This window comes from Nocardia citri (genome assembly GCF_054065835.1).
In genome coordinates this window covers 106,820-126,638 of sequence record NZ_JBSUQM010000018.1, presented here as the reverse complement: position 1 = coordinate 126,638, position 19,819 = coordinate 106,820, and the positions used below count along the sequence as shown (strand labels likewise).

Annotated in this window: 27 protein-coding genes and 1 pseudogene; 17 read left to right on the top strand and 11 right to left on the bottom strand. The window is 64.2% G+C overall.

Features of this window, described 5'->3' with window-relative positions; all coding sequences use genetic code 11:
• The coding region (locus tag ACW2Q0_RS22540) for a transposase (protein WP_457192874.1) at window positions 1-463 on the top strand (463 nt) is incomplete at its 5' end.
• Between the two features lie 16 nt (window positions 464-479).
• Here the strand turns inward: ACW2Q0_RS22540 and ACW2Q0_RS22535 are convergent.
• The 4 genes and pseudogenes from ACW2Q0_RS22535 to ACW2Q0_RS22520 all read right to left on the bottom strand — a co-directional run.
• A pseudogene (locus ACW2Q0_RS22535) lies at window positions 480-752 on the bottom strand (transposase); the annotation flags it as partial.
• A gap of 145 nt (window positions 753-897) precedes the next feature.
• Window positions 898-1,368, bottom strand: a complete 471-nt coding sequence (locus ACW2Q0_RS22530; protein ID WP_457192873.1) for a hypothetical protein — start codon at window positions 1,366-1,368, stop codon at window positions 898-900.
• Window positions 1,369-1,594: 226 nt separating this feature from the next.
• Entirely contained in the window at window positions 1,595-2,059 is a 465-nt protein-coding gene (locus ACW2Q0_RS22525; RefSeq protein WP_457192872.1) for a hypothetical protein, read from the bottom strand.
• A 66-nt stretch (window positions 2,060-2,125) separates the two neighbouring features.
• Window positions 2,126-2,380 (bottom strand): hypothetical protein, encoded by a 255-nt coding sequence (locus ACW2Q0_RS22520; protein ID WP_457192871.1) that lies wholly within the window; start codon window positions 2,378-2,380, stop codon window positions 2,126-2,128.
• A 234-nt stretch (window positions 2,381-2,614) separates the two neighbouring features.
• On the opposite strand from ACW2Q0_RS22520, the gene ACW2Q0_RS22515 reads away from it, so the two are divergent.
• Together ACW2Q0_RS22515 and ACW2Q0_RS22510 are read left to right on the top strand one after the other, a co-directional pair.
• The gene (locus ACW2Q0_RS22515) at window positions 2,615-2,950 is read left to right on the top strand and encodes a hypothetical protein (protein WP_457192870.1); all 336 of its coding nucleotides are present in this window, start codon (window positions 2,615-2,617) and stop codon (window positions 2,948-2,950) included.
• Between the two features lie 24 nt (window positions 2,951-2,974).
• A complete protein-coding gene (locus ACW2Q0_RS22510; protein WP_457192869.1) occupies window positions 2,975-3,265 on the top strand; it encodes a DUF6968 family protein in 291 nt (96 codons plus the stop codon).
• Between the two features lie 94 nt (window positions 3,266-3,359).
• Here the strand turns inward: ACW2Q0_RS22510 and ACW2Q0_RS22505 are convergent, their stop codons facing one another.
• The 4 genes from ACW2Q0_RS22505 to ACW2Q0_RS22490 form a co-directional block, all read right to left on the bottom strand.
• Window positions 3,360-4,010 carry a Uma2 family endonuclease gene (locus tag ACW2Q0_RS22505; protein WP_457192868.1) on the bottom strand — a complete coding sequence of 217 codons (651 nt, stop codon included), beginning with the start codon at window positions 4,008-4,010 and terminating at the stop codon, window positions 3,360-3,362.
• A gap of 93 nt (window positions 4,011-4,103) precedes the next feature.
• Entirely contained in the window at window positions 4,104-4,577 is a 474-nt protein-coding gene (locus ACW2Q0_RS22500) for a PIN domain-containing protein (RefSeq protein ID WP_457192867.1), read from the bottom strand.
• A 265-nt stretch (window positions 4,578-4,842) separates the two neighbouring features.
• The gene (locus tag ACW2Q0_RS22495; RefSeq protein WP_457192866.1) at window positions 4,843-5,496 is read right to left on the bottom strand and encodes a Uma2 family endonuclease; all 654 of its coding nucleotides are present in this window, start codon (window positions 5,494-5,496) and stop codon (window positions 4,843-4,845) included.
• A 366-nt stretch (window positions 5,497-5,862) separates the two neighbouring features.
• Window positions 5,863-6,426 carry a DUF3916 domain-containing protein gene (locus ACW2Q0_RS22490; RefSeq protein ID WP_457192865.1) on the bottom strand — a complete coding sequence of 188 codons (564 nt, stop codon included), beginning with the start codon at window positions 6,424-6,426 and terminating at the stop codon, window positions 5,863-5,865.
• Window positions 6,427-6,710: 284 nt separating this feature from the next.
• Here ACW2Q0_RS22490 and rpsH point away from each other — a divergent pair, with 284 nt between their 5' ends.
• The 11 genes from rpsH (at window position 6,711) to ACW2Q0_RS22435 (ending at window position 13,643) form a co-directional block, all read left to right on the top strand.
• Complete coding sequence (gene rpsH, locus ACW2Q0_RS22485; protein WP_062983150.1) at window positions 6,711-7,109, top strand: 30S ribosomal protein S8; 399 nt, start codon at window positions 6,711-6,713, stop codon at window positions 7,107-7,109.
• Between the two features lie 14 nt (window positions 7,110-7,123).
• Window positions 7,124-7,663 (top strand): 50S ribosomal protein L6, encoded by a 540-nt coding sequence (gene rplF, locus ACW2Q0_RS22480; protein WP_457192864.1) that lies wholly within the window; start codon window positions 7,124-7,126, stop codon window positions 7,661-7,663.
• A gap of 2 nt (window positions 7,664-7,665) precedes the next feature.
• Window positions 7,666-8,073 carry a 50S ribosomal protein L18 gene (rplR, locus tag ACW2Q0_RS22475; protein ID WP_457192863.1) on the top strand — a complete coding sequence of 136 codons (408 nt, stop codon included), beginning with the start codon at window positions 7,666-7,668 and terminating at the stop codon, window positions 8,071-8,073.
• A gap of 31 nt (window positions 8,074-8,104) precedes the next feature.
• Window positions 8,105-8,773: a 30S ribosomal protein S5 gene (gene rpsE, locus ACW2Q0_RS22470; RefSeq protein ID WP_457192862.1), complete on the top strand. Its 669-nt coding sequence runs from the start codon at window positions 8,105-8,107 to the stop codon at window positions 8,771-8,773.
• Window positions 8,774-8,953: a 50S ribosomal protein L30 gene (gene rpmD, locus ACW2Q0_RS22465; RefSeq protein ID WP_062983142.1), complete on the top strand. Its 180-nt coding sequence runs from the start codon at window positions 8,774-8,776 to the stop codon at window positions 8,951-8,953.
• 1 nt (window position 8,954) lies between these two features.
• On the top strand, window positions 8,955-9,398 hold the full coding sequence (rplO, locus tag ACW2Q0_RS22460; RefSeq protein WP_457192861.1) for a 50S ribosomal protein L15: 444 nt from the start codon (window positions 8,955-8,957) through the stop codon (window positions 9,396-9,398).
• Window positions 9,399-9,613: 215 nt separating this feature from the next.
• On the top strand, window positions 9,614-10,936 hold the full coding sequence (secY, locus tag ACW2Q0_RS22455; RefSeq protein WP_457192860.1) for a preprotein translocase subunit SecY: 1,323 nt from the start codon (window positions 9,614-9,616) through the stop codon (window positions 10,934-10,936).
• Window positions 10,933-11,478, top strand: a complete 546-nt coding sequence (locus ACW2Q0_RS22450; protein ID WP_457192859.1) for an adenylate kinase — start codon at window positions 10,933-10,935, stop codon at window positions 11,476-11,478. The genes secY and ACW2Q0_RS22450 overlap by 4 nt, the downstream gene beginning before the upstream one ends.
• Window positions 11,479-11,484: 6 nt before the next feature.
• On the top strand, window positions 11,485-12,282 hold the full coding sequence (map, locus tag ACW2Q0_RS22445; protein ID WP_457192858.1) for a type I methionyl aminopeptidase: 798 nt from the start codon (window positions 11,485-11,487) through the stop codon (window positions 12,280-12,282).
• A gap of 565 nt (window positions 12,283-12,847) precedes the next feature.
• Complete coding sequence (locus ACW2Q0_RS22440; protein WP_457192857.1) at window positions 12,848-13,507, top strand: ESX secretion-associated protein EspG; 660 nt, start codon at window positions 12,848-12,850, stop codon at window positions 13,505-13,507.
• Window positions 13,482-13,643, top strand: a complete 162-nt coding sequence (locus ACW2Q0_RS22435) for a hypothetical protein (RefSeq protein ID WP_457192856.1) — start codon at window positions 13,482-13,484, stop codon at window positions 13,641-13,643. The genes ACW2Q0_RS22440 and ACW2Q0_RS22435 overlap by 26 nt, the downstream gene beginning before the upstream one ends.
• Here ACW2Q0_RS22435 and ACW2Q0_RS22430 read toward each other — a convergent pair.
• The 3 genes from ACW2Q0_RS22430 to ACW2Q0_RS22420 form a co-directional block, all read right to left on the bottom strand.
• Complete coding sequence (locus ACW2Q0_RS22430; RefSeq protein WP_457192855.1) at window positions 13,640-15,139, bottom strand: hypothetical protein; 1,500 nt, start codon at window positions 15,137-15,139, stop codon at window positions 13,640-13,642. The two genes, ACW2Q0_RS22435 and ACW2Q0_RS22430, sit on opposite strands and share 4 nt — an antisense overlap.
• A gap of 247 nt (window positions 15,140-15,386) precedes the next feature.
• Entirely contained in the window at window positions 15,387-15,818 is a 432-nt protein-coding gene (gene dtd / locus ACW2Q0_RS22425; RefSeq protein ID WP_457192854.1) for a D-aminoacyl-tRNA deacylase, read from the bottom strand.
• Window positions 15,819-15,875: 57 nt separating this feature from the next.
• A complete protein-coding gene (locus ACW2Q0_RS22420; RefSeq protein ID WP_457192853.1) occupies window positions 15,876-17,636 on the bottom strand; it encodes a hypothetical protein in 1,761 nt (586 codons plus the stop codon).
• A gap of 256 nt (window positions 17,637-17,892) precedes the next feature.
• Between ACW2Q0_RS22420 and ACW2Q0_RS22415 the strand changes: the two genes are divergently transcribed.
• From ACW2Q0_RS22415 to ACW2Q0_RS22405, 3 genes are all read left to right on the top strand, one after another.
• Window positions 17,893-18,804, top strand: a complete 912-nt coding sequence (locus ACW2Q0_RS22415; RefSeq protein ID WP_457192852.1) for a cupin-like domain-containing protein — start codon at window positions 17,893-17,895, stop codon at window positions 18,802-18,804.
• Window positions 18,805-18,963: 159 nt separating this feature from the next.
• Window positions 18,964-19,278 carry a hypothetical protein gene (locus ACW2Q0_RS22410; protein ID WP_457192851.1) on the top strand — a complete coding sequence of 105 codons (315 nt, stop codon included), beginning with the start codon at window positions 18,964-18,966 and terminating at the stop codon, window positions 19,276-19,278.
• A 20-nt stretch (window positions 19,279-19,298) separates the two neighbouring features.
• A complete protein-coding gene (locus ACW2Q0_RS22405) occupies window positions 19,299-19,814 on the top strand; it encodes a YbaB/EbfC family nucleoid-associated protein (RefSeq protein WP_457192850.1) in 516 nt (171 codons plus the stop codon).
• The last annotated feature ends 5 nt before the right edge of the window (window positions 19,815-19,819 follow it).

Sequence of the window (19,819 nt, the reverse complement as noted above, 5' to 3'; positions counted from 1 at the left end):
ACTGCGCTCACTCGCCGAACGCATCATCGACTCGAAAGCCCACGCCGACCGGCTCAAACAGCAGCTGAGCGAGGTCCTCGAGCAGGTCGCGCCGAAGACCATGGCCGTGTTCGCGCTGGGCCCGGATACCGCTGCGGCTCTCGTCATTTCGATCGGCGACAACCCCGACCGGCTCACCTCCGAGGCCGCGTTCGCTCGCCTCTGTGGCGTCGCGCCGATCCCCGCCTCTTCAGGCAAGACGATCCGGCACCGGCTGCACCGCGGTGGCGACCGGCAAGCGAACCAGGCCCTGCACACCGCGGTTATAGTCCGCATGCGCTACCACGATGACACCAAGACATACGCCGCCCGGCGCAAGCGCGACGGCAAGACAACACCGGAAATCTTGCGCTGCCTCAAACGCTATCTCGCGCGAGAAGTGTTCCGCGCGTTACGCGCCGACTATCGGGCGTTGACGGCTTGACATCTATAGGAGCGTCCTTCGCGATCTCCCGCAGCGCGTCCTTCTCCAACTCGGCATCGGCCAGCAATCGCTTGAGCCGAGCGTTCTGTTCCCGCAACTCTTTGAGCTCTTTCGCCGCGTCGGTGTCCACGCCGCCGTACTGGCGGCGCCAGTTGTACATCGTCGCCGCCGAGATCCCCAGCTCCGCGGCGATCTCCTCTCCGGACATACCCGCCGCCGCCAACTCGTCGGCACGGCGCAGCTTCCGCACAATCTCCTCCGCGGAATGCCGCTTGCGTCCAGCCGTGATCCCTATCGTCCCTTCCAGGCCCTGATCAGGGCCAACAGGACTCTAATACCGAGCGGTCTCATTCACTGGGGACGGGCCAACGGGTCGACCACCGGGCGAGCGCGCTGCGACGAACGGGCGATACGCACCGGGCCGGGGATCGCGATCATGCATTATTACTCGGCTGGGGGGCATCCACCTCGACGAAATCGGACTCATCGGCAGCGCTGGTGTGTATCGCACGACGAACCGGGTTGCGCATGACTGTCGCAGTAGTCACCCACGCATGCAACGTATCGCGCAGCGGGGCCGGATCTTCTGATGTCACTGTGAGCACCACGGCATTGCGGATCTCGGCCAATGCCTCGGCCCGGTCGTCGGGATCGAATTCCGCCAACCACGCCAGTCCGCCGAGTTCGACCGGGGTGGGTGTATCGGTCCGGGCGAGCACTGCTTCGGCCGTGAACAACTGCATGGCGACGGCGGCCGCTTCATTCAGCGCCGCGATGCGTTGGGCCGCGAGCATGACGAGCACCGACCCGTCGGTGTCACGTAATGACGCCGACGACCGCTTCGCCTCATCGAGGAACTCGCGGCGGCGCGCCCCCGCCAGATCGCTCACTTGAAACATCGTCATGCCATGATACTAGCAGGATCATGGCATAGGGCTGTCAGCTTGGATGTAATGGGCGCGCAGGTAAAGGAGTTGTCCGACGACTCGGCATTCAGGCCTTCCAGCCTAGGAGCGGATCCGATCGTTCGGCCCGGTATGTGAGCAACACGAGCGGCATGCGAAGGCTCGAAAGCGAACGAGGGCACCGGCTTTCGCGTTCGGCACCCTCGCGTCAACTACGCGCAGTGATTTACCAGCAGTAGCGGTACGGCCCGCTGTTGTAGCACTCCTGCTGGTAGTCCCACCGGTCGGGGACGTCGGAGTTGGGGACGGACGCGCCTGCAGCGCCGCCGATCGCCATGCCGCCGAGCACGCCGATGAGCAGGCCGAGCGGCAGGCTGATCGGAAGCAGCAGCCCGTAGGCGGCGATGCCGATGACGATGCCGGCGATGGCGCCGCCGATGCCGCCGATCAAAGCGCCGATTCCGGCGCCCGCCTCGCTGCTGCGCTGGCGCGGCGAGGTCACACGCCAGTAGCCGATGTCCTGGGCGGCGACGTCGGCGAGGAGCTTGGTGCCGTTGGCGTCCACTCGCGGGGCCAAGGTGATCACGTGGTCATCGAGGGTGAGTGCGCGCGGAACGCTCGCGAGGGAGGTGCCGTCGGCGGCGATGACGTCGATCGTGTCGTCTGTGACGCGGAATGTGCCGCCCGCCAACGTGACGGCGAGACTGTTCCGTCGCGGTCGACTTCGTAGCCGACACCGCGGTCGACGCCGTGCGTGCTATTGGGCAGGGCCGCAACCGCTTCGGCGGTCGTCGCGGGAGGCGTAGGAGGTGCAGCGAAGGATCACGAACGATTGCCCGGTGTCGAGAGTCTGGCAGGTTGCCGCCGAAGGCCACGACTGTTCACGCGATAGCGATTCGATGACCTCGCCGCCGTTGGTGAGACGGCGTAGCCGCCCACGGTCGTTCTCCAATTGTTCGACCACGCCGGAACGGTCATAGATCGACACCCCGCGCTCGAGCTGGCCCAGCACAGCGGTTCTTGCGCTGTCTCCCAGTGGTGGCCAGGTGAAATGTGGGCGATTATACCGAACTGCTGGCCGCAGGTCGGCGAGGTTCTGTGCGCCTTGCGCGACTGATCACCACCCGGCTGAAAATAGCCGACGACCCGCACCGCGATGGCTTGCACCGCCAGCGAGTTCGGCACGACGAGTAACTCTCGCACCTGCCGGTGATCGACCTCGTAGTGGGCCATATCGTGGGTGTCGATGTGGTGCCCCAACAAGGCCACCGTCGTCGACCAGACCGCGAAAACCTTCCTCGCCCTCGGCGATCTCATTAACGCCGAACGCTACTACGCTCTGGGAACCAGTATCTGGAACAGACAGACCCACGTGTGGGTATGGGCACTTACCGCCGCCGAAACCGGGCTTCTGCGTTGGCGACTCGGCAACCACACCGACGGCGTCGACCTGTGGCGGCCCGCCCTACCGATCCTGCACACCATCGACTCCGCCCGCACCCGCAATGCCCTCAACAAGGTACGCACCACCGCCCTGGAACTCTTCACCGACGCGGTACCTGGTCAAATCCCGACCCTGTAACAGCACGGGACTAGCCTCCCGCCCATGCCGACCCATGACATCGGGGAACCGATTGCAACTCGCGAACTCCGAAAGGGTGATCAACCGGTGATCGTGGCGTTCGGCAAGCCGGTCGCCTCTGAGGATGCGTACTCCTGTGTGGTGCAGATCGAGGGTATGAACCCCACGCCATTTGCCACCACGATCTTCGGAGTTGACGCGGTACAGGCACTCATCGAGGCCATGACCTTCGCGGGGCGACTGCTCGACGCGAACGAGGGCGAGTACACATTCCTCGGGGAGCCCGACCTAGGTTTTCCGCGGGGCGGCCAGTAACTCGGACTCAGCCGACACACACAGCGCGGCCAGCCGCCAAAATAGCTGGCCGCGCTGTTCTGTGTGCCCACATTCGGCTCTCAATTGCCCCCGATCAGAATTCGAGTTCGGACCAGGGGATGTGGATGGGAAATGGGTGGTCGATTTCGATAGCCTCGGACTCGTTGGGAGACCAGGTGCCTGCGAGGACGTAGTTGGCCTGGTGCAGCACGGCGACGCCGGGTGGCGCCGCTACCTCCGGGGCCAAGACATAGGCGTGGATATGGGCTATCGCACTCTGGTGGGTCGCGAGGGTAACTTCCCAGTACCACGGAATGCCTGCAGCGGCGTAACGCGCCTTCTTCAGCTCCATGTCGGCGTCGGAGTTCGATGGTGACAGGACCTCGCCGACCAGGAGAACTCCGTCGGATCGGACATATTGGTATGGCTCGTCCAGACATCGGAAGATCATGAAGTCTGGCGTTACGAAGTCGGATTTTCCGGTGCGGCCGAAGAAGACATTGGTCTCGGTGCTCACCCTCCAGCACTGCTCAGGGTCCGCGGTCATATTGCTGCGAGCGCAGCGACGCAACCCACTCCACAAGAGATTGGTGAACTCCTGGTGTTCGTCGGGTCCGCGTCGCAGCCAGACCACGCGACCGTTCCATAGTTCGATCTGCTCCGCGATCTCTTCGGGAAGCTGCTCCAACTCCTCCCAGGTCATGTACTCAGGGAGGTCGGGCCTTTCAACGCGCGGAGCCGACATAGCGCAATCGTAATCTCGCCTGCCGCCCGCTCGGGGCCGTCGCATACCTTCGCGTTCGGTTACCGCGTTTCGCGCGGTGAGTTCGGTATGCGGCTAAAGGTCGTCCGGGAGGACCCGGAACGCGGTATGTGATGTCAGGGGAGTAAGCACCCGGAAGTCTCGGCGGTCGAGTGTGAGTATCGCGTCGGATTCGTACTCCGCGGCAAGTGCTACGCCGACCGCGTCGGCCAGGTCGAGGCGCGGCGCGGGGTAGAGGGGGCGTACCGCATTCGCTTGATCGAGGATGGCTGGCGTCAGCGCGGCGATTTCGAACAGACCGAGACGCGCCTGAGCTGTGATGTCCTCGATCATCGAGACCGCGTGCGCCTGTCCGAGAGCACGTCGGCCCACATGATCGAGTTCGGCCAGGATCAGGGGAGACAGCACGACCAGGCCGGCGGCTTCCAGCACCGCAAGAGCGCGGTCACTTTCCGGCGAGGAAGTGTCGAAGGCGGCAAGGATGCCGGAGGTGTCCGCGATGACGATTCCCGTGCCCGTGGTACCGAGACCATGGGATCGCGACGTCACCGCGTGTCGTCTTCGGCGAGGATTTCTTCGACGCGATGGGTCGCCGCTGGCGAATCGGACCGGAGACGCTAGCGGGATTGCTCGGCGGAGGGCCTGTGGTGGCCGGGCCACGGCCGGACAACAAACTGATGTACAGCAACCAAGTCCAGCTCTGAGAACTCGACCCGGACGGCAGGACCGCCGAATTGCACTGGTCAACAAGGCGCCAACAGCAAGCCGAAGTGCGAGTCCGTGCCCGCAGCGGTTCGAATATCCTTGCGCGCGATCAGAATTCGAGTTCGGACCAGGGGATGTGGATGGGGAATGGGAACTTCGTGGTGATCGCGTCGGAGTCCTTCGGTGTCCACGAGCCGGTCAAAAGGTAGTTGACAGGGTAAAGCGGATGTACGCCGGCAGGGAGTTCGCCGTGCGTGGTTTCCAGAGCATAGGCGTGCACGACCGAGATAGCGCTCTTCTCGTGCTCCAGGGTGACTTCCCAATAGCAAGGGATGCCGGCTTGCGCGTAGCGAGACTTTTTGGCCTCCATGTCGGTCTGCGTGTTCGACGGCGACAGCACCTCACCTACCAGCAAGGCGTCCTTTGCTCTGATGTCCTGGTAAGGCTTGTCCAGGCACCGGTAGGCAAGAAAGTCGGGTGTCACGAAGTCCGACTTACCCGATGCCCCGAAGAAGACATTGGTCTCGAAGTCGACGCGCCAACAGTGCTCGGGATGTTTGGACATGCCTGCGCGGGCACAGCGCTTCAGCGCACTGGTGAAGGCGAACGTGAAAGCCTGGTTCTCAGCAGGCCCACGTCGTACCCAGACGACCCGCCCATCCCAGAGTTCGATCTGCCGGGCAACATCCTCGGGTAGCTGCTCGAGATCCTCCCATGTCATGTACTCGGGAAGGTCAGGTCGTTCGATGCGCGGGAGCGACATGGCCCAATCCTAATCTCGCCAGACAGCCGCTCCGGGCTGTCGCGGCCATCGGCGGCACATCGCACGTCGGCCGGGATGGAAATTCGAGACGGCGTGTCTGATGACGCCCGATAACGTGCCCTGAATGGTCGCCATGACACTGGTCCCATCTCGCTACGCCAATAAGATGCCCGGCCGGATCCGGGATGTCGGCTCACCCGCAACCCACATGACAGGCCCTCGGCCGAGCAATCCCGCCAGCGTCTCCGGTCAAGGTGCCTCATGAGAATCTCACCGCACCGCAGATCAAGGCGGTGATCGGGGAACTGCGCCGGTGTCGGTGAATCCATCCTGCGGACGTCGATGCGATCGGTGGTGTGTTCGATCTCATTTGTACGGAAACGCCCAGATCCAGTTGATGCTGTCGAACAGGTGATCGGGCAATTCCTCATCGAATTGTAGGAACCGCGTTCCGCCAAGAAATTCGAGGCCGTTCGGTTCTGGTGGGCGAATCGGATCGAGCAGCGATGGGTCGGCGGGCGACGTTTCGATCCATCCGCCCTGGTAGGTGGCGCGCTGAACGTCTGCCGCCGGAAGGAAGCTGTGGAAATAGTCTTCCGATAGAAAGAGCCTCACTTCGGAGCTGAACAGGAAGGGCGTCGTCACCAGGCAGGCGACGCGGCTGTTCTCCGGGCGACGCGCCGAGCGCTCAACCGCCTCGGCAGCAGCGAAAAGTGCGATAAGGCACGCTCTGCGGATCGCATTCGTCGCATACGGCGGCTCGACCAGCTTATCGATGACCGGCAGTTTGAAATTCCAGTAGCGCTGGTCAGCGAGGCTCGTCGAGTCGGGGATTCGATCCGCGATTCGCTCCGGCCAACGCGCGAGCTGGCGCAGGTGACGTCCCGGGTTGCGGAGCTTCTTCTTCGGCTGCAGATCGAGACGACGCATCAGCGCAACCTACGCCGGAGTGAGCGGACTAGCCCGGATTTGGCCCTCAGCTGGGGCTTGCCTACACTAGAGCGGTTGCTTGGGCACCGCTGTGTCCGCGTCCCGTTGATGCGAAGCCGCATCGACGTGTGGACGGCCCTCGCACCGAGAGCTCATATGAGAACTCAATCCGGTCGGCAAGTGTCGGCCGGACCGCCGAATTGCTATAGGCCCACGGCTGGCGTGCCGATGTGTACGCGGGTGTTGCATGGGAACCGTAGCGAGAAAGGTGTCAAGGTCGAACCATGACCATGACTGATCCAATCGCAGACTTCCTGACACGTCTGCGCAACGCCAACTCGGCGTACCACGATCAGGTGAAGGCTCCGCACTCGAAGCTCAAGGCGAATATCGCCGAGATCCTCAAGCGCGAGGGTTACATCGCCGACTACCGGACCGAGGACGCGACCGTGGGCAAGACCCTCGTCGTCGACCTCAAGTACGGCCCCAGCCGTGAGCGCAGCCTGCAGGGCCTGCGTCGCGTGTCGAAGCCGGGTCTGCGTGTGTACGCGAAGTCCACCAACCTGCCCAAGGTCCTGGGCGGCCTCGGCGTGGCGATCATCTCCACGTCGACCGGTCTGCTCACCGATCGTCAGGCGGCCAAGCAGGGCGTGGGCGGCGAAGTCCTCGCCTACGTCTGGTAAGGGAGGTAGGACACATGTCGCGTATTGGTAAGAAGCCCATCGCTATTCCTGCCGGCGTCGAGGTCGCCATCGACGGCCAGAACGTGTCGGTGAAGGGTCCCAAGGGCACCCTGACCCACGTCGTCGCCGAGCCGATCACCATCGCCAAGGGTGAGGACGGCCAGCTCGAGGTTGCCCGCCCGGATGACCAGCGCCAGAACCGCTCGCTGCACGGCCTGACCCGCACCCTGGTCTCGAACATGATCGAGGGTGTCACCAAGGGCTACGAGAAGAAGATGGAAATCTTCGGCGTCGGTTACCGTGTCGCGGCCAAGGGCTCCAACCTGGAGTTCGCCCTCGGCTACTCGCATCCGGTGCCGATCGAGGCCCCGGAGGGCATCACCTTCGCGGTGGAATCGCCCACCAAGTTCTCCGTGTCCGGAATCGACAAGCAGAAGGTCGGCCAGATCTCCGCTGTCATCCACGGACTGCGTAAGCCCGATCCCTACAAGGGCAAGGGCATCCGCTACGCCGGCGAGGTCGTTCGCCGCAAGGTCGGAAAGACGGGTAAGTGATCATGGCGCAAACCGAAAATCAGAAGGCCAAGCGCATTCCGCGCGGCAAGGACGTGTCGACGACGCGTCGTCTGTCGAAGACCCGCCGTCACTTCCGTCTGCGCAAGAAGGTCGTCGGCACCACCGAACGCCCGCGTCTGGTGGTCAACCGCTCCTCGCGTCACCTGCACGCGCAGCTCATCGACGACTCGCTCGGCAAGACCATTGCCGCGGCGTCCTCGATCGAGGCCGATGTGCGCGCCGCCGAAGGCGACAAGACCGCCAAGGGCAAGAAGGTCGGTCAGCTGCTCGCCGAGCGTGCCAAGGCCGCTGGCATCGAGGCCGTGGTATTCGACCGTGGTGGCCACGACTACCACGGCCGCATCGCGGCGCTCGCCGATGCCGCTCGCGAAGGTGGGTTGAAGTTCTGATGACTGCAAACATTTACGGAAGGAACGTCTGATGCCGGGACGTCAGAGGCGTGACGGCGGCAACGGACCCGCCGGACAGCAGAATGGTGCCGCCGGTGGCGGTGACAGCCGCGACGGTCGCGGCGGTGGCCGCGATCGTCGCGGCGGTGGTGGTGACCGTCGTGACCAGCAGGCCGACAAGAACCAGCTCGAGCGCGTAGTCGCGATCAACCGCGTCTCCAAGGTCGTGAAGGGTGGTCGTCGCTTCAGCTTCACCGCCCTGGTGATCGTCGGTGACGGCAACGGTCTGGTCGGCGTCGGCTACGGCAAGGCCAAGGAAGTTCCCGCGGCCATCCAGAAGGGTGTCGAGGAGGCTCGCAAGGGCTTCTTCCGCGTCCCGATGATCGGCTCGACCATCACCCACCCGGTGCAGGGTGAGGCGGCGGCCGGTGTGGTCATGCTGCGACCGGCCTCGCCCGGTACCGGTGTGATCGCCGGTGGTGCGGCGCGCGCGGTGCTGGAATGCGCTGGTATCCATGACATTCTGGCGAAGTCGCTGGGTAGCGACAACGCCATCAACGTCGTGCACGCGACGGTTGCGGCGCTCAAGATGCTGCAGCGTCCGGAAGAGGTCGCGGCTCGCCGTGGCCTGCCGCTCGAGGATGTCGCTCCGGCGGGCATGCTGCGTGCGCGCGCTCAGGCAGCGGGAGGTGCCAGGTAAATGGCAGATCTCAAGGTGACCCAGATCAAATCGTCGATCGGCGCTAAGGCGAACCAGCGGGAGAGCCTTCGTACGCTCGGCCTGCGCAAGATCCGCCAGACCGTGGTTCGGGAGGACAACCCCCAGAACCGTGGGCTGATCAACGTCGTGCGCCACCTCGTAACAGTTGAGGAGGTCTGACATGACCATCAAGTTGCACCACCTGCGTCCGGCTCCCGGCGCCAAGACCGAGAAGACCCGCGTGGGTCGCGGTGAGGGCTCCAAGGGCAAGACCGCGGGCCGCGGTACCAAGGGCACCAAGGCTCGCAAGAACGTTCCCGCCGCCTTCGAGGGTGGGCAGATGCCGATTCACATGCGGCTGCCCAAGCTCAAGGGCTTCACGAACCCGTTCCGCGTGGAATACCAGGTCGTGAACGTCGGCTCGATCGCCAAGCTGTTCCCCGAGGGCGGCGCGGTCGGCAAGGCGGAGCTGGTGGCCGCTGGCGCGGTTCGCAAGAACCAGCTGGTGAAGGTTCTCGGCGATGGCGAGATCGGTGTCGCGGTCCAGGTGACCGTCGACAAGGTGACCGGCGCCGCTAAGGAGAAGATCACCGCGGCCGGTGGCACTGTCACCGAGCTGGGCTGACGGTACTCTGCAGATAGTGGCACCGGACGAGTGAAGAGCTCGACAGTGTTCGATTGGCGGCGCTCGCGTGCCCTCCGTGGTTGCGCGAGCTGCCGCCTCCGGGCACTGAGCTCACACCGCCGGTGCCACTGTTAGAGTTCAATTGTTGTCTGCCAAGCCTCGTCATGGATTTTCCTATATCCGTGGCATGACCATGTCGTTCGCCAGGAGGATCTGTGCTTTCCGCCTTCGTATCGGCCTTCCGGACTCCGGACTTACGGCGGAAGATTCTCTTCACGCTGGGGTTGATCGCGCTGTACCGCTTGGGTGCATCGCTGCCGTCCCCCGGCGTCGATTACAAGAGCGTGCAGGAATGCATCAACCTGGTCTCCGGCGGTGATTCCGCCGGCATCTATCAGCTGATCAACCTGTTCTCCGGTGGTGCGCTGCTGCAACTGTCGGTCTTCGCGATCGGCATCATGCCCTACATCACCGCGAGCATCATTATCCAGCTGCTCACCGTCGTCATCCCGCGATTCGAAGAACTGCGTAAAGAAGGCCAATCGGGCCAGAACAAGATGACGCAGTACACCAGGTACCTCTCGGTCGCGCTGGCGATCCTGCAGGCCACCGGTCTCGTCGCGCTCGCGGCTCGCGGTCAGCTGCTGCAGGGTTGCCAGAAGGACATCCTGGCCGATACCAGCATCTTCGGCATGATCATCATCGTGCTCGTGATGACCGCCGGTGCCGCAGTGGTCATGTGGTTCGGCGAGCAGATCACCGAGCGCGGTATCGGCAACGGCATGTCGCTGCTGATCTTCGCCGGTATCGCCGCGCGCATCCCGAACGAGGGCAACAACATTCTGCAGAACCGCGGTGGACTGGTCTTCGGCCTGGTCTGTGTCGCCGCGTTTGCCATCGTCAGCGGTGTCATCTTCGTCGAGCAGGGCCAGCGCCGGATCCCGGTGCAGTACGCCAAGCGTGTGGTCGGGCGCAAGATGTACGGCGGATCCTCGACCTACCTGCCGCTGAAGGTCAACCAGGCCGGTGTTATCCCGGTGATCTTCGCGTCGTCGCTGCTGTATCTGCCGAACCTGGTCGCACAGCTGACATCCTCGAAGAACAACCCCAACCCCAGTTGGTGGCAGGAGATCATCCAGAAATACCTGGTGAACCCAGGGAACCCGGTATATATCGCGATCTACTTCGGTCTGATCGTGTTCTTCACCTACTTCTATGTCGCGATCACCTTCAACCCGGAGGAACGCGCCGACGAGATGAAGAAGTTCGGCGGCTTCATTCCGGGCTATCGCCCGGGTAAGCCGACTGCCGACTACCTCAATTTTGTATTGAGCCGCATCACTCTGCCCGGCTCGATCTACCTCGGTCTCGTGGCCGTCCTGCCGAACCTGTTCCTCGATATCGGCGCGTCCGGTGGCACCCAGAACCTCCCGTTCGGTGGCACTTCGGTGCTGATCATGGTGAGCGTCGGCTTGGACACCGTGAAGCAGATCGAAAGCCAGCTGATGAATCGAAATTACGAAGGGTTCCTGAAGTGAGACTTGTACTGCTCGGACCGCCGGGAGCCGGCAAGGGCACCCAGGCCGATCTCCTGTCGGACAAGCTGGGCGTCCCGCACATCTCCACCGGGGACCTGTTCCGCACCAATATCTCCGCGCAGACGCCGCTGGGTCGGGAGGCGCAGAAGTACATCGACGCCGGCGATCTGGTCCCGAGCGATGTCACGAACCGCATGGTCGAGGCTCGGGTCGCCGAGCCGGACGCCGCGAACGGCTTTGTGCTGGACGGCTACCCACGCACGGTCGATCAGGCCGACGCGCTGGAGAAGATCCTCGCCGATATGGACAAGAAGCTCGACGCGGTGCTCTGCTTCGTCGTGCCCGAAGACACCGTGGTCGGTCGAATGATGGCGCGCGGTCGCGCCGACGACAACGAGGACGTGATCCGCAACCGGCTCCGGGTATACCGCGAAGAGACCGAGCCGCTGCTCGAGCATTACGACGGCCTGGTCGTCTCGGTCGACGGTGTCGGTGAGATCGACGAGGTCAACGCACGCGCGCTACGCGCACTGGGACACTGAGGCCGGATGGTCTTCAACCGCAAGAAGAAGGTCGTGCCGTTCCGGACGGCGGGTGAGCTGGATGCGATGGCGGCGGCCGGTGCGATCGTCGGCCGCGCGCTCGTCGCGGTGCGGGCGGCGGCCAAGCCTGGTGTTTCCACTCTCGAGTTGGACGAGCTCGCCGAGCAGGTGATCCGTGATGCGGGCGCCGTACCGTCGTTCAAGGGTTATCACGGCTTTCCCGGTTCGATCTGCGCATCGGTGAACGACCGTGTGGTGCATGGGATTCCGACATCGTCGGAGCTCCTGGCCGAAGGTGATCTGGTCTCCATCGACTGTGGCGCGATTCTCGAAGGCTGGCACGGTGATTCGGCGTGGACCTTCGGCGTCGGTCCGATCATCGAGGCCGATCAACTGCTCAGCGACGCCACCAAGATGTCGATGGAGGCGGGTATCGCGGCCATGCTGCCCGGTAACCGGCTGACCGATGTCTCGCATGCCATCGAGATGGGTACGCGCGCGGCCGAAGAGGAACACGGCCGGTCCTACGGCATCGTCGACGGTTACGGTGGGCACGCGATCGGTCGGGAGATGCATATGGATCCGTTCCTGGCCAACGAGGGTGCGCCGGGTAAGGGACCGAAACTCGTAGTCGGATCGGTGCTCGCGATCGAGCCGATGTTGACGTTGGGTACTACGCAGACGAAGGTGCTCGACGACGACTGGACTGTGGTGACGCTGGACGGTAGTCGGGCCGCGCACTGGGAACATTCGGTTGCGGTTACCGAGGATGGCCCGCGGATTCTTACGGTGCGTCCGGAGTAGGCGACTCGGACCGGTATTCCACGCATTCCTACCCTGGTAGCACAGGTACGGTCGGTCTCGGTCGAACGAATCTGGCCTACGTTCGGTCGCCTGCCCGAAACTCAGTCCGTTCACCAGCGGGGTGATGAGATCTTGTCCCGAGGAAGAGGTCTGCGTCGCAGTGGTTCCGGTGCCGTTGCTGATGCCGGTCCCCGCTCCCGTACCAGTCTCCGCTCCCGTACCAGTCTCCGCTCCCGTACCAGTGCCAGCCCCCGCTCCAGTGCCAGTGCCAGTGCCAGCCTACCCAGCTTGCCCGACTTCGAGCGCTGGCTGACCGGCGCGATCCGAGCCATACCCGGCGTATCCGAGACCGTCATTCCGGCGATTGCGAACGCGGGCATCCCGGGAGTCGGTGCGGTGGCCCAATCGATTCCGGCGAACGCGGGCGTTCCCAGGCCGGTTCGGCGGGCGAGAACGTTCCGGGCACACCGGGCGTCGGCACAACGAATGCCTTCGAAGTCGTCGCGGCCCGGCGGCAAGAACAGCTTCTCGGCTCGCTGGCGCAGGCGCTACCGGTGACCGAGCCGTGACCGCGGCTCGGGACTTCACTGATCTGGAGTTCGTCGTCCTCTTGGAGCGTTACACCAACAGCACGCTGCCGGTGACCTTCTCGTTCACCAGCCGTACGCGCTGGCGCGACGATTACGAGCGCGAAAAGTTCGAAACTTGGGAGCGACTGCGCGCCACGGTCGACGGGTCGATCCGAGATATGCTCGAAACCTTCGCGCGCCCAGAGGTTTTCGTGGTCGTCCATGCCTGGGACGACGCGGATATCACGAATCCGGACAAGCGCATCAGGGCGCGTGCGGTGCGCGCGGGCATGCGCGGGTATCTGGTCACGCAGCGGCCTGGTGAAACGCTCGGGCACAGTGACGGTTTCACTGTCACCGAATGTGGTCCGCATGGTTTGGCCGATGCGGTGGTGCGCGCATTGCCGCGAGTCGGGGCGGGACGGCTCCGGAACATCCCGATCATGACCGATCGGGCCGACGATCGTGAGCAGTTCCGGCACGTCGGATCATTGGTGACGGCGGCGGATCGGGAGTCACCCGCGCGCCAGAGCGAACGCTTCTTCCAGACTCGGGCGTCCCGCACCGGCGCCATCACCATTCACCAGGGGCACTCCAAGTTCGGGCCACGCGGCATACTCGGAGCAGTTCATGCTCTGGCGAGACCTGCCCGATGACGGTCGCTATGCCTTCGTGCTGGATCACGCCCCGGTGGCCAATGGCGTCCGGGCCGAGCAACTCGCGGCGATGCTGGACAACGCGATCGAGGCTATGCTCGACCGCACCGAAACCCATTGGGAACTACCCGGTTAACTCCCGTCGCTGCGGAAGAACAGGGCGTTGTCGCCGTAGTCGGCGAGCGGAATGGCCAGTGCCGCTTGCCGGATGCCGCTCGCGGGGAGCTGGGTGAGTTTGGCGAACATATCGGTATTGCCGAAGGCGGCGCGGACCTGGGTTTCGGACGCGTAGTCCGCGCCGTAGTCGGCCAGTGCCGCGAAGTCCAACGGCGCCAATGGCGCATCGAGGGGGGCTTGTCCGCTCGGGCGGCCCAGTGCGGCGTATTGAGTGGCCGCACCGTCCTCGTATCGGCACAGCTCGTAGGACATCTTCTCGTTCGCGGTCACGCTGATCACCGACCAGCGCGTGGAAAGGTGCTGTGCGAGTGGGTGTTTGCCGACCGGGGCCATCTCCCAGTTCAGGCTCATGACGACAACCGACCCGCCGTACGGCTGCTCGATCAGCACCACATCATCGCCAAGGGTTTCGGCGGGATTGAATTCGGGATCGAAGGTATGCCAGTGGGTTTCGTGGGCACCGCGCACGGCCGAGCGGCCGATCTGGCGGGCGTTGTCAGCGGCGTAGGCCGCGATGATCGCGGCGCGGACCTGGGCGACGGCGTCAGGTGCGCTGCAGCGGACACTCAATGCGCCGAAGGTCGCACCGATTTCCACCGGCCGGGATGGGGGATCGGGTAGGGCGCCCGCGGCCAGTGGCTTCAAACCGACCAGTGCGAGCTTCCAGTTGATCTCCTCGATTGTGGCGAGATCGCCCGAGGTTTGGTACAGAATCTGCTGCTGTGTCAGATGTCCCGCGCGTTGCAAGGTCCGGGCTTCGAGTTTGGTGAGCGCGGTGAAGGTCTTATTCGTGAGATCGATATCCTCGATCCGGGTTTCGCGCAGCCGCGCCGTCATTTCCGGCGAGGTCAGTGCGGTATACCGCTCGCGGTACATCGCGACGGCTTGCTTGCGCTGGCGGCCGACCATCAATGTGCGCAGCAGCATATTCAGGCTGGCGAGATACTTTCCGGACTGATCCGGATTCGCCGCGAACAGCGCGCCGCGGATGCGCACCGCATCCTCGCTGGCGGCGACGGCGGCCTTGGGGTCGAGGCGGCACAACCACACACCGCACTTCGACAGGCCGTCCGCGCAAACCGCTGCCACCTGCGGATGCGTCCGCGATACCTGGCGGTAGGTGTGGCAGGCATTGCGGATGGTGCTCGCCGCGAGTTCCCGATGCCCGATGTGTCGGGTCGCCTGCTCGAAGACGCGTAGCGCGTCCTGGACTTCACCCGCGAACTCGGCTGTGACGCGGCCGGCGGCGAGCCAGTGCAGCCGGATGCCGACGGACTCCTGCGATGGCGCCAGCGCCTCGGCCGTCCGGTCCCGGCCCGAACCGGTCTTGGTCGCGATCAGGCCTTTTGCGAGATCGCACAGCGACGTGGCCAACCGCAATTCGTTCTCGACCGTCCGGTCGATCGCTGCCCGGCGATCCTCGATTACTCGACGCTCGAGTGCACTCAGATCCATCGCGACCTCAACTCCCGCTTCACCTTCCGCGCGTCACGGTCGTCGAGCGGCCGCATACTGCTCGACCGAGTTTGCCATAGAAATGATTGGAGTGAGCAGGCAGTCCACCGGCAACCGCTGCCCGCCACATTGGACCTGTTGACGGCCTTTCGGGCGGGCACCCGGGCGCTGTTGCTGTTCCACGTTGTCGCGGGTGTCGGCGAGCGAATCGGCGGTGCGCGAAGTTGTCAGGGGTGGTTGCGCACGGTCAGCCTTCGAGCAGCAGTGTCACCGGGCCATCATTGACGAGTTCGAGATGCATATGCGCGCCGAACCGTCCGGTAGCGACGGTTGCGCCGAGTTCGCGCAGCGCCTGCGCGAAGGTCTCGACCAGCGGTTCGGCGACGGGGCCCGATGCGGCGGCGGACCAGGACGGCCGCCGCCCCTTGGCGGTATCGGCGTAAAGGGTGAACTGGCTGACCACGAGAATGGGCGCATCCAGATCCGCGGCGGCGCGTTCCCCCTCGAGGATGCGCAATCGCCACACCTTGTCCGCCAGGGCTCTCGCGATGGATTCGGTGTCGTCATGCGTCACGCCGACCAGGGCGAGCAGGCCCTGCGGATTCGGTTCGATCCGGCCAACGGTCTGTCCGTCGACAGTCACGTGCGCGGCGGATACGCGCTGCACCAGTACTCGCATACGTCGATCCTCGCACCCGGGTGATCGCGGATCCCGGGTGCACCTGTACGGGTGGCGTCAGTTCTCGTCCGGATCGTCTGTCGTTTCGGCTTCGTCGATGCGGAGTGCCGCTTCGGGGCGCGGTGACCTCGGGTCGCGCAAGCTCGCCGGGTCGATCGCGAGTTCGTCGGGCGCGGCGGTGCGATCGGTCGACGGGATCGGCGTATCGCGAACCGCCAGAAAGGTATCGAGGAGTGTGAGTGCGTCGGGTGAGAGATCGGAACCGGCGCACGATAGTTCGTCCGGCAGGATTTCCAGCCCGGATGCCGCCTCGATACCCGGTGCGGTGGGATCCGCCCGCCGCCATTGCACTGCGGCCGTCCAGGACGGGTCGCCGCAGGCCCATGCCCAGATCACATCGCGAACGACCTTGTGCTGCAAGGTGTATGCGCGAAAATGTGCCGATGCGGGTCCGGCGTGGTGCTCGATTTCGTAGACCCACTCGTGGCGGCGCGTTTGGATGTAGGTCCCGTCCGCGCGGGCGACGACCACGAACGGGTCGTCCGGGTCGGCGACGGCGACCACGAAATCCTCGAGCAGTGCGCGGGTGAGGTAGGGCAGCGAACGGCCGTCTCCGACGCTCACGCGAACCTCGACGTGCCCGCGCGGGTCGTAGAGGTGGCCCGTCTCGACGTCGAGCACGGCGAGGTCGCGGTTCTTGGTGAGTCGAAGTACGGCGAGCAGATGCCTGCCCCGGTTCGGTCCCCAGGTGCGCAGTACCGCGCCGCGTGCATCCGCCACGTCCGCAACGAATCCGACGGCGCCGCCGTTGCGGTTGATTTCGGCGATGAGGTCTGCGACGGCGGGTGGCGTGGGCCCGTTGTCCGGGGTGGTGCACATCTGTCGGTACTGCTCCAGCGCGTCGAGCGCGTTGTCGACCGCGTCGGCGGGCAGCACCGCGAACTCGCAGGTCACCGCCGAGCAGGTCAGTAGCGCCTCGAGTTCCGCGGTCGGGCGCACTGCGACATTGTGGCCGGGATCGGTTTCGGTAATGGCGGCCAGGCTGATCTGACCGTCTCGCCACCAGTAGACCGCCGGGCTGATCGGCCGCGGTTCGCTGCGATAGGTGTTGGCGGCCACCTTGCCCAGCAGGATCATCGCCGTCAGCGCATTCGGCCCGACAATCGGATGCGCGTAGACATTGCCCTCGTGCGATATGACGAAAAGCGCTCCGTACATACCGATTACCGGATAGTCGCCGAGCCACATCGAATGCGCGCTCGCGGAGTCCGAGCCGCTCAGAATGGCGAAATGCGCATCGTTGTAGTTGCGCCATTCGACGTCGAGGCGGTCGGCGGCGCGGGTGTTCGCCTCGGCCAGTTCGAAGAGTTCGGTGGTGTCGATCTGCCATCTGTCGAGCTGGTCGGCAGTGACGGCCGCAGCGGTGAGAAGTTGCTCGATCACCACCACCTGAATGATTCCCGGCGCGAGGTAACGCCCGACAATGCCGACACCGGGGATGGTGTCTGTCGACGCGAATCTTGTCCTGAGAAGTCCACGCAGCGTGTCGAATTCGTCGTTCTCGACCGGATCGGTGTGATCCGGATCCACGTGCGTCGAGAACGTTTCGATATGGTCCGCGATGAGTGCGGGCCACTCATCGAACGGTTGCTCGTGCAGCCTGCGCCGCAGGGTGTCCAGCCGCAGGAAATGGGGGCCGTCCCCGTGCGGCCCCATCATCCGCACCTCATCGGGTCCCGTTGCCCGGCACGAATACCCCATATGCTCAGCCGCCACGGTCACCAGCGAAACCAGCGGGTCCGAAGGTTGATCGGCCATGGCGTCTCCTGAAATCGGCATCACATCAACAGTAGGCGAACCGAGCTGTGCCGTCTGCTACCGTTCGCCGGGGGGGAAGGCGGCAACCGACCCCACGGCCGGATGACGGCAGGCCGGGACATGGGGCTGTGGTATCCCCAGGGGTGGGTATGGCTTGGGGCGCTGGACTCGAGTTTGTCGATAGGGTCGGCTCACGATGTGCGGTGAGTAGTCGAAAATTGCTGTGCTGCAACAGTTCTCTCAGGAGATGTGGGATATGACCAAGGGTTACGATGAGCGGCCGGTCACGCTGGCCCCTATTTTTCTGGCGAGTTTCGTGCTCTGGGTCGGCCGAAGCGTTCGGGATGTGATGAATCCGTCGAGGGGCGGGCGGCAGGGGTTGGTCGTACCCGATCGGGATTTCCGACTCGAGGCTGTCTTCGATGCGCAGACTCCGGTCGTATTCCGTGGTGTCGCAACGACTTGGCCGGTATTCGATGATTTTCAACCGGAAGCACTGCGCGAGAAGTACGGCAGCCAAAAGGTGGCCGCGCTGACCAGTACGACCAATGTGTTCACGCAGGAAACATCGCCGGTCGAGGTGCTCGAATATCGCGATGTCATGGCAGCTGTTTTCGACCAGCCGAAGCCGGACAAGAACTACTACTCGCGCGCCGCGGCAGACCCGCAGCCACTTGCCGATCAGCTGCCCTCGCGCGTCGGTACCCGGCAGCAGAGTTCGGCGGCGAGCAGTGTGTGGATCGGCCAGCAGGGCAATCTGACACCGCTGCACAACGATCCATGGCACGGCCTGCTGATTCAGCTGCACGGCCGCAAGCGGGTCCGGCTGTTTCCGCCGAACGAGTACCGCAACGTGTACGGCCGGGTTCCGATGAATGTGTCAGCCCCCTACACCGGACTTCCCGACGAGTTCGATCCGGATGTGAGCAGCTTCGAGAAGCTGGGCGAGGCCTCCTGCTACGACGTGGTCCTCGAAACCGGTGACATCCTCTACATTCCGATGTTCTGGTGGCATCAGGTCGAATCCGTGGACCCGGCGATTTCGTATGTCGCGCGCTACAACCCGAACTACTTCGAATTCATGAAGGCGGCCTTCTTCCCGATGGCGGTGCGCGGTGTGCTGCGCATTGTCGACAGCATCGTGGGCCGGTTCCGCAAGCGGAAGTGACTGCTCGCGTGGCGAACCGCAGTCGGTGGGCGCGGTAACTGGCGCGGCACCCGCCGTTCATGTTCGAGCCACGAACGAGTTGCCAAGCGGTGGCATCGTCGAATCAGAGGATCCGATGGTGATGGGCGCGGGGAACCGCTGGAGCTCGAGGAGTGCGCGATGTCGGACAAGCTGAGGCACGATGCGGAGCTGTTCGAGAAGGCCGCGGAGCGGACGAGTGCCATTCGAGATCGGGTCAACAGCGTGCTGCACACCTTGAACGCCGCGCTCGCCGACCGCCATGCGCCGTGGGGGAACGACAAGCTGGGACGCCAGTTCTACGAGGGTACAGATGGTTACAAGGCCGCGCGCGAGCAGATGACCGCGAATATCGAGGCGACCGCGACGAATTTCGACAACTTCTACAACAGCCAGAACAAATCCGCCAAGGAATTGCGGCGGATGGACCAATCCAATGGCGACGGCTTCCGCTGAATCACAGGTCGGTGTAGCCCATGACGAACGAATTCGCCAAGGCCGAGATGGCGGCGGTGCTCGACGAAGTCCAACAACAGTTTCGGGCCATCGCGCAGGTACAGCAGCGGCGTGCCGAACTGACCGCGAGCGCTACCGTGCGCAAGCGGATCACGGTCACCGTGAATGCCGACGGCACCATTATCGAAACCAAATTCGGTTCCGGCATTGACGAATTGAGCTACGGCGAGATCGCGAAGGCGGTGACCGAAGCGGCGCAGCGGGCGACCGCCGAGGTGAACCGCAAGGCGCAGGAGCTGATGATGCCCCTGCACGACCGTCGCGCACGACTGCCCAAATTGTCGGATCTGATCGAGGGCATGCCCGACCTGGGCGCCGAAATGCCTAAGGCGCCGAAGGTTTCGCTGGCACCGCCGAATTCCGACGAGCGCCGGTCGGTCGCCGACGATGACGGCGCCCCGATGGAGTTCAGCGATGTCGAGATCGTCTCGCGTCGATCGGCCACGGACCGCGGAGTAACCGATTCCAGCTGGTGACCGAG